At 49.7% G+C, this 4,662-nt stretch carries 4 protein-coding genes; 2 read left to right on the top strand and 2 right to left on the bottom strand.

Features of this window, described 5'->3' with window-relative positions; translation table 11 throughout:
- A partial coding sequence (locus tag AC4GL5_RS18240) for an AAA family ATPase (protein ID WP_490384234.1) occupies positions 1-869 on the top strand: 869 nt, incomplete at its 5' end.
- 2 nt (positions 870-871) lie between these two features.
- Positions 872-1,381 carry a hypothetical protein gene (locus tag AC4GL5_RS18245; RefSeq protein WP_490384235.1) on the top strand — a complete coding sequence of 170 codons (510 nt, stop codon included), beginning with the start codon at positions 872-874 and terminating at the stop codon, positions 1,379-1,381.
- 108 nt (positions 1,382-1,489) lie between these two features.
- On the opposite strand, the gene gcvP is transcribed toward AC4GL5_RS18245, so the two are convergent.
- Together gcvP and AC4GL5_RS18255 are read right to left on the bottom strand one after the other, a co-directional pair.
- Positions 1,490-4,390, bottom strand: a complete 2,901-nt coding sequence (gcvP, locus tag AC4GL5_RS18250) for an aminomethyl-transferring glycine dehydrogenase (RefSeq protein WP_490384236.1) — start codon at positions 4,388-4,390, stop codon at positions 1,490-1,492.
- A gap of 135 nt (positions 4,391-4,525) precedes the next feature.
- Complete coding sequence (locus tag AC4GL5_RS18255; RefSeq protein ID WP_490384237.1) at positions 4,526-4,645, bottom strand: hypothetical protein; 120 nt, start codon at positions 4,643-4,645, stop codon at positions 4,526-4,528.
- Between the last annotated feature and the right edge of the window lie 17 nt (positions 4,646-4,662).

The following is a 4,662-nucleotide window of genomic DNA, read 5'->3' on the forward strand; positions in this document are numbered from 1 at the left end:
AGGCAAATAAAGGCAATAACAATCAAGACTTTTCAGAAGTATTAAGTGACAAATTGTACTGGACATTTCAGGTAGACAAAATAGGGGAAATTGTCACCAAAGGCGAGGGGAAAAAACTCAGTGCCAATATCACATTGACGGATAACAGCTCGCTGGTGTTCAGCTTTGGTAAAGACACCACTAAAAAGGTGACGCCAAGCTTTAATAACCTAAGCAAACGCTCATCTAACTCAGTTTTTTTACCGCCAAAAGAAGTTTTGTCATTAACCGATGTGATTTATAAATCTACCGAGATTGACAAAATGTTTGGCTTTGATGCGACCTACGCTGATTTAGTCGCTGCACTAAAGATTCCTACTCAGAAAGGTCGTAACCATGATGCTTTTGCAAATTCGCGCAAACAGTTAGAAAACATCTTCTCTGGCAAAGTTGAGTTTGATAGTAAAAGCAGTAGCTGGATATACAAGAAAGGCAATAGCAAGTTTTCAATTATGGCGGCAGCTGAAGGTGTCAAAAAAGTCGCCATTCTCGATACCTTATTAGGTAATCGCTATTTAGATAAAGACTCCATCGTTTTCATTGACGAACCAGAGTCAGCCCTTCACCCAACTGCGATTATTGCGCTTCTGGATATTATTACAGTGCTTGCTAAAGCAGGGATACAGTTCTTTTTAGCGACGCACTCTTACTATGTGATAAAGAAGCTTTTGTTAATTGCTAAAGAAGGCCAAATGTCGATACCCACGTTTATGTCAAATGGGGAAGGGCGCTGGGTGCAAAGCTGCTTATTAAAGGATGGACTGCCCGAAAATGAAATCATCAACGAATCGATCAGGCTGTTTGAGGCTGAGTTTGAAGGGATAGAATAAAGATGATTAAAATAACGGAATCAGGTGTCACTTTTGGCACTTTTTCAGCGGATGATTGCTATCAAATTGAACATTCTCAAGGCCATAAGGCTCTGGGCGAAAGCTTTAAAATGGTTGAGTTTACCTACCTCAATGGACAAAAACTGTTCGTAGTGGAAGCTAAATCAAGCATACCCAGCTCAAAGAAAAGCCCTGAAGAATACACAGGCTTTTGGCGTGATATTTTTGAAAAATTTGAAAATGCACTTTTATTGCAACTTATGGGTTGTCTACAAAGAAACCCTGCCGCCGCTTTAGAGCTACCTCAGTCCCTACGTTCGATAAACTGGGCGCAAACGCAGTTACATTTGAGATTGGTGATACCTAAAGCACCTGATGAATTCTTATCGTCGTTGACTGATAAGTTTAGAAAGGTACTGCACAAGTTAAAAGTGCAATGGTGTATAGATGACCTTCATATTTTTGTTTTGAATGAGCAGAAAGCCCGGCGAGAAGGCCTGCTAGCTTCATAGATACGGGTTGTATTCAGGTCAATAGCAGCCTTCAATAAAAAGCGAGCCGTTTGGCTCGCTTTTGTTTTTAGCACTCGGCTAAATCAGGCTTAAAACCCACTCAGACGTTTAGTCTTCGTAAGCTTCAATTCCCGGGCAGGAGCAGATGAAGTTACGGTCGCCGTAAACGTTATCTACACGGTTCACAGCCGGCCAGAACTTGCTGGCGCGGGTGTGTGTACTTGGGAATACCGCTTCTTCACGGGTGTACGGACGATCCCATTCTTCAATCAGGTCAACCTGAGAGTGAGGAGCGTTCACCAGTGGGTTGTTCTCCAGTGGCCATTCGCCGCTCTGAACCTTAGCCACTTCCTCTTTGATCTTAACCATCGCTTCGATAAAGCGATCCAGCTCAACCTGAGACTCAGATTCAGTCGGCTCGATCATCAGCGTACCCGCTACCGGGAAAGACATGGTCGGCGCGTGGAAACCGTAGTCCATCAGACGCTTGGCGATATCTTCTTCCGAGATACCGGACTCTGCTTTCAGAGGACGGATATCAACGATGCACTCGTGCGCGACTTTGTTGTTGCGGCCTCGGAACAGTACCGGATAGTGACCGGACAGCTTCTCGGCTACGTAGTTCGCGTTCAGAATCGCCACTTCAGTAGAGCGTTTCAGACCGTCTTTACCCAGCATACGGTTGTACATCCAGGTGATCGGCAGAATCGCTGCTGAACCGTAAGGAGCCGCAGAAACCGCGCCAATACCTTCGCCTTCGATGCCTTCAACACTGCTGACACTGTGGTTAGACAGGAAAGGTGCCAGGTGCGCTTTAACACCGATAGGACCCATGCCCGGACCACCGCCACCGTGAGGAATAGCGAAGGTTTTGTGCAGGTTCAGGTGAGATACGTCAGAACCGATATGACCCGGCTTGGCGATACCCACCTGTGCGTTCATGTTGGCACCATCCATGTAAACCTGACCGCCGAACTTATGGATCAGGTCACAGATCTCGACGATATCTTCTTCGTAAACACCGTGAGTAGACGGGTAGGTCACCATCAGGGCAGACAGGTCTTCGGCATGCTCTTCTGCTTTAGCGCGCAGATCAGCAATGTCGACGTTACCGTTCTCATCGCACTTGGTCACGATGATCTTCATGCCCATCATCGCTGCTGTTGCAGGGTTAGTACCGTGCGCAGAAGAAGGGATCAGACAGATATCACGGTGGCCTTCGCCGATGGATTCCTGATACTTACGGATCGCCAGCAGACCGGCGTATTCACCGGATGCACCGGAGTTAGGCTGCATGGAGATCTTGTCGTAGCCTGTGATCTCTTCCAGCTGAGTTTCCAGCTGACGGATCATCTCGTAGTAACCCGGCACCTGATCTTTTGGTGCAAACGGGTGAATGTCAGAGAACTCAGGCCAGGTGATCGGAATCATCTCGGCGGTGGCGTTCAGCTTCATGGTGCAGGAACCCAGCGGGATCATGCCATGAACCAGAGAGTAGTCTTTGTTTTCCAGAGACTTCATGTAACGCAGCATCTCAGTTTCTGAGTGGTGCGTGTTGAATACAGGGTGAGACAAGATCGCATCGTCACGACGCATCTCAGCGGTGATACCGGTAGCGGCACCGTTCACAATCGCTGCATCCAGCTCAGCCACATCCAGACCGTGACCTTCACCCAGAATGATGTCGAACAGCTGTGCCACATCAGCAGGAGTGGTGGTTTCGTCCAGACTCACACCCAGCTTGCCGCCTTTGTTGCTGTTGTCAGCATCAATAAGCCGGAAGTTGCAGCCGTAATCCAGCGCACGCTGGTAAACCGCAGCGTCTGCATCAAAGGTCAGGGTGTCGAAGTAAGTGCTGTTAGTTTCAACGCCTTTTGCATTCAGGCCGTTCGCCAGAATCGCAGTCAGACGGTGAGTACGCTCAGCAATGCGCTTCAGGCCTTCTGGGCCATGATATACCGCGTAGAACGCTGCCATGTTGGCCAGCAGTGCCTGTGCAGTACAGATGTTAGAGGTCGCTTTCTCACGACGGATGTGCTGCTCACGGGTCTGCATCGCCATACGCAGGGCCTGGTTGCCCTTAACGTCTACCGATACACCGATGATACGGCCCGGAACGGAGCGCTTCAGTTTCTCACTGGCGGCAAAGTATGCGGCGTGAGGACCACCAAAGCCCATCGGTACACCGAAACGCTGGGTAGAACCCAGAACAACATCAGCGCCCAGCTCGCCAGGAGATTTCAGAACGACCAGAGACAGCAGGTCAGCAGCGACTGCAACCATCGCTTTCTGTGCTTTAGCGGCATCGATCACTGCTTTGATATCTGTGATGTCACCGTAGGTGCCCGGATACTGGATCAGAGCGCCAAATACGTCGTAGTTGCCCAGTTTATCGGCGTCATCCACTACCACGTCAAAGCCGAAGTATTCCGCGCGGGTGTTGATCACATCCAGAGTCTGCGGGTGTACATCGGAAGCGACAAAGAACTGATCGCTCTTCTTGCGGTTAGAACGCTTGCACAGGGTCATCGCTTCTGCAGCAGCAGTGGCTTCGTCCAGCAGGGAGGCGTTTGCCAGATCCATGCCGGTCAGATCCATCACCATCTGCTGGTAGTTCAGCAGTGATTCCAGACGACCCTGAGAGATTTCAGGTTGATAAGGGGTGTAAGCAGTGTACCAGCCCGGATTCTGCAGCACGTTGCGCAGAATAACATTCGGTACGTGGGTACCGTGGTAACCCATACCGATGTAAGACTTGTTGACGGTGTTCTGGTCGGCCAGTGCTTTCAGCTCTGCCAGAGCAGCCACTTCACTGATGCCGGCGTCCATTGTCAGCGCGTCTTTCTGCAGGATAGTGCCCGGTACGGTATCCGTGATCAGGTTATCCAGGGAGGAGGAACCCAGCGCAGACAGCATAGCATTTTGCTCAGCTGCGTCAGGACCTACGTGACGATGAGTGAACTCATTATGTTGTTGAAGTTCGCTCAATGTGCGCGTATCAACTGCCATTTTTATCAACCTATAGTCAAAATAGTTAATCGGCTCAGGTGGGAGGCGATCAAAAGGGGATCCGGTCGGGGAGACCAGAGGTGTTCAGAGCCAATAAAACCGGCCTTTGCCGGTTTTATTGATCAAACATCGGGATTAAGCGTCTTCTGCTACGCGCGCTTCGTAAGCTTCCGCGTCCAGCAGACCTTCCAGATCAGAGGCGTCAGCCAGTTTGATTTTAGCGATCCAGCCATCTTCGAACGCGTGCTCGTTGATTGTTTCCGGTGCGCCTT

Source organism: Oceanospirillum sp. (assembly GCF_982874595.1).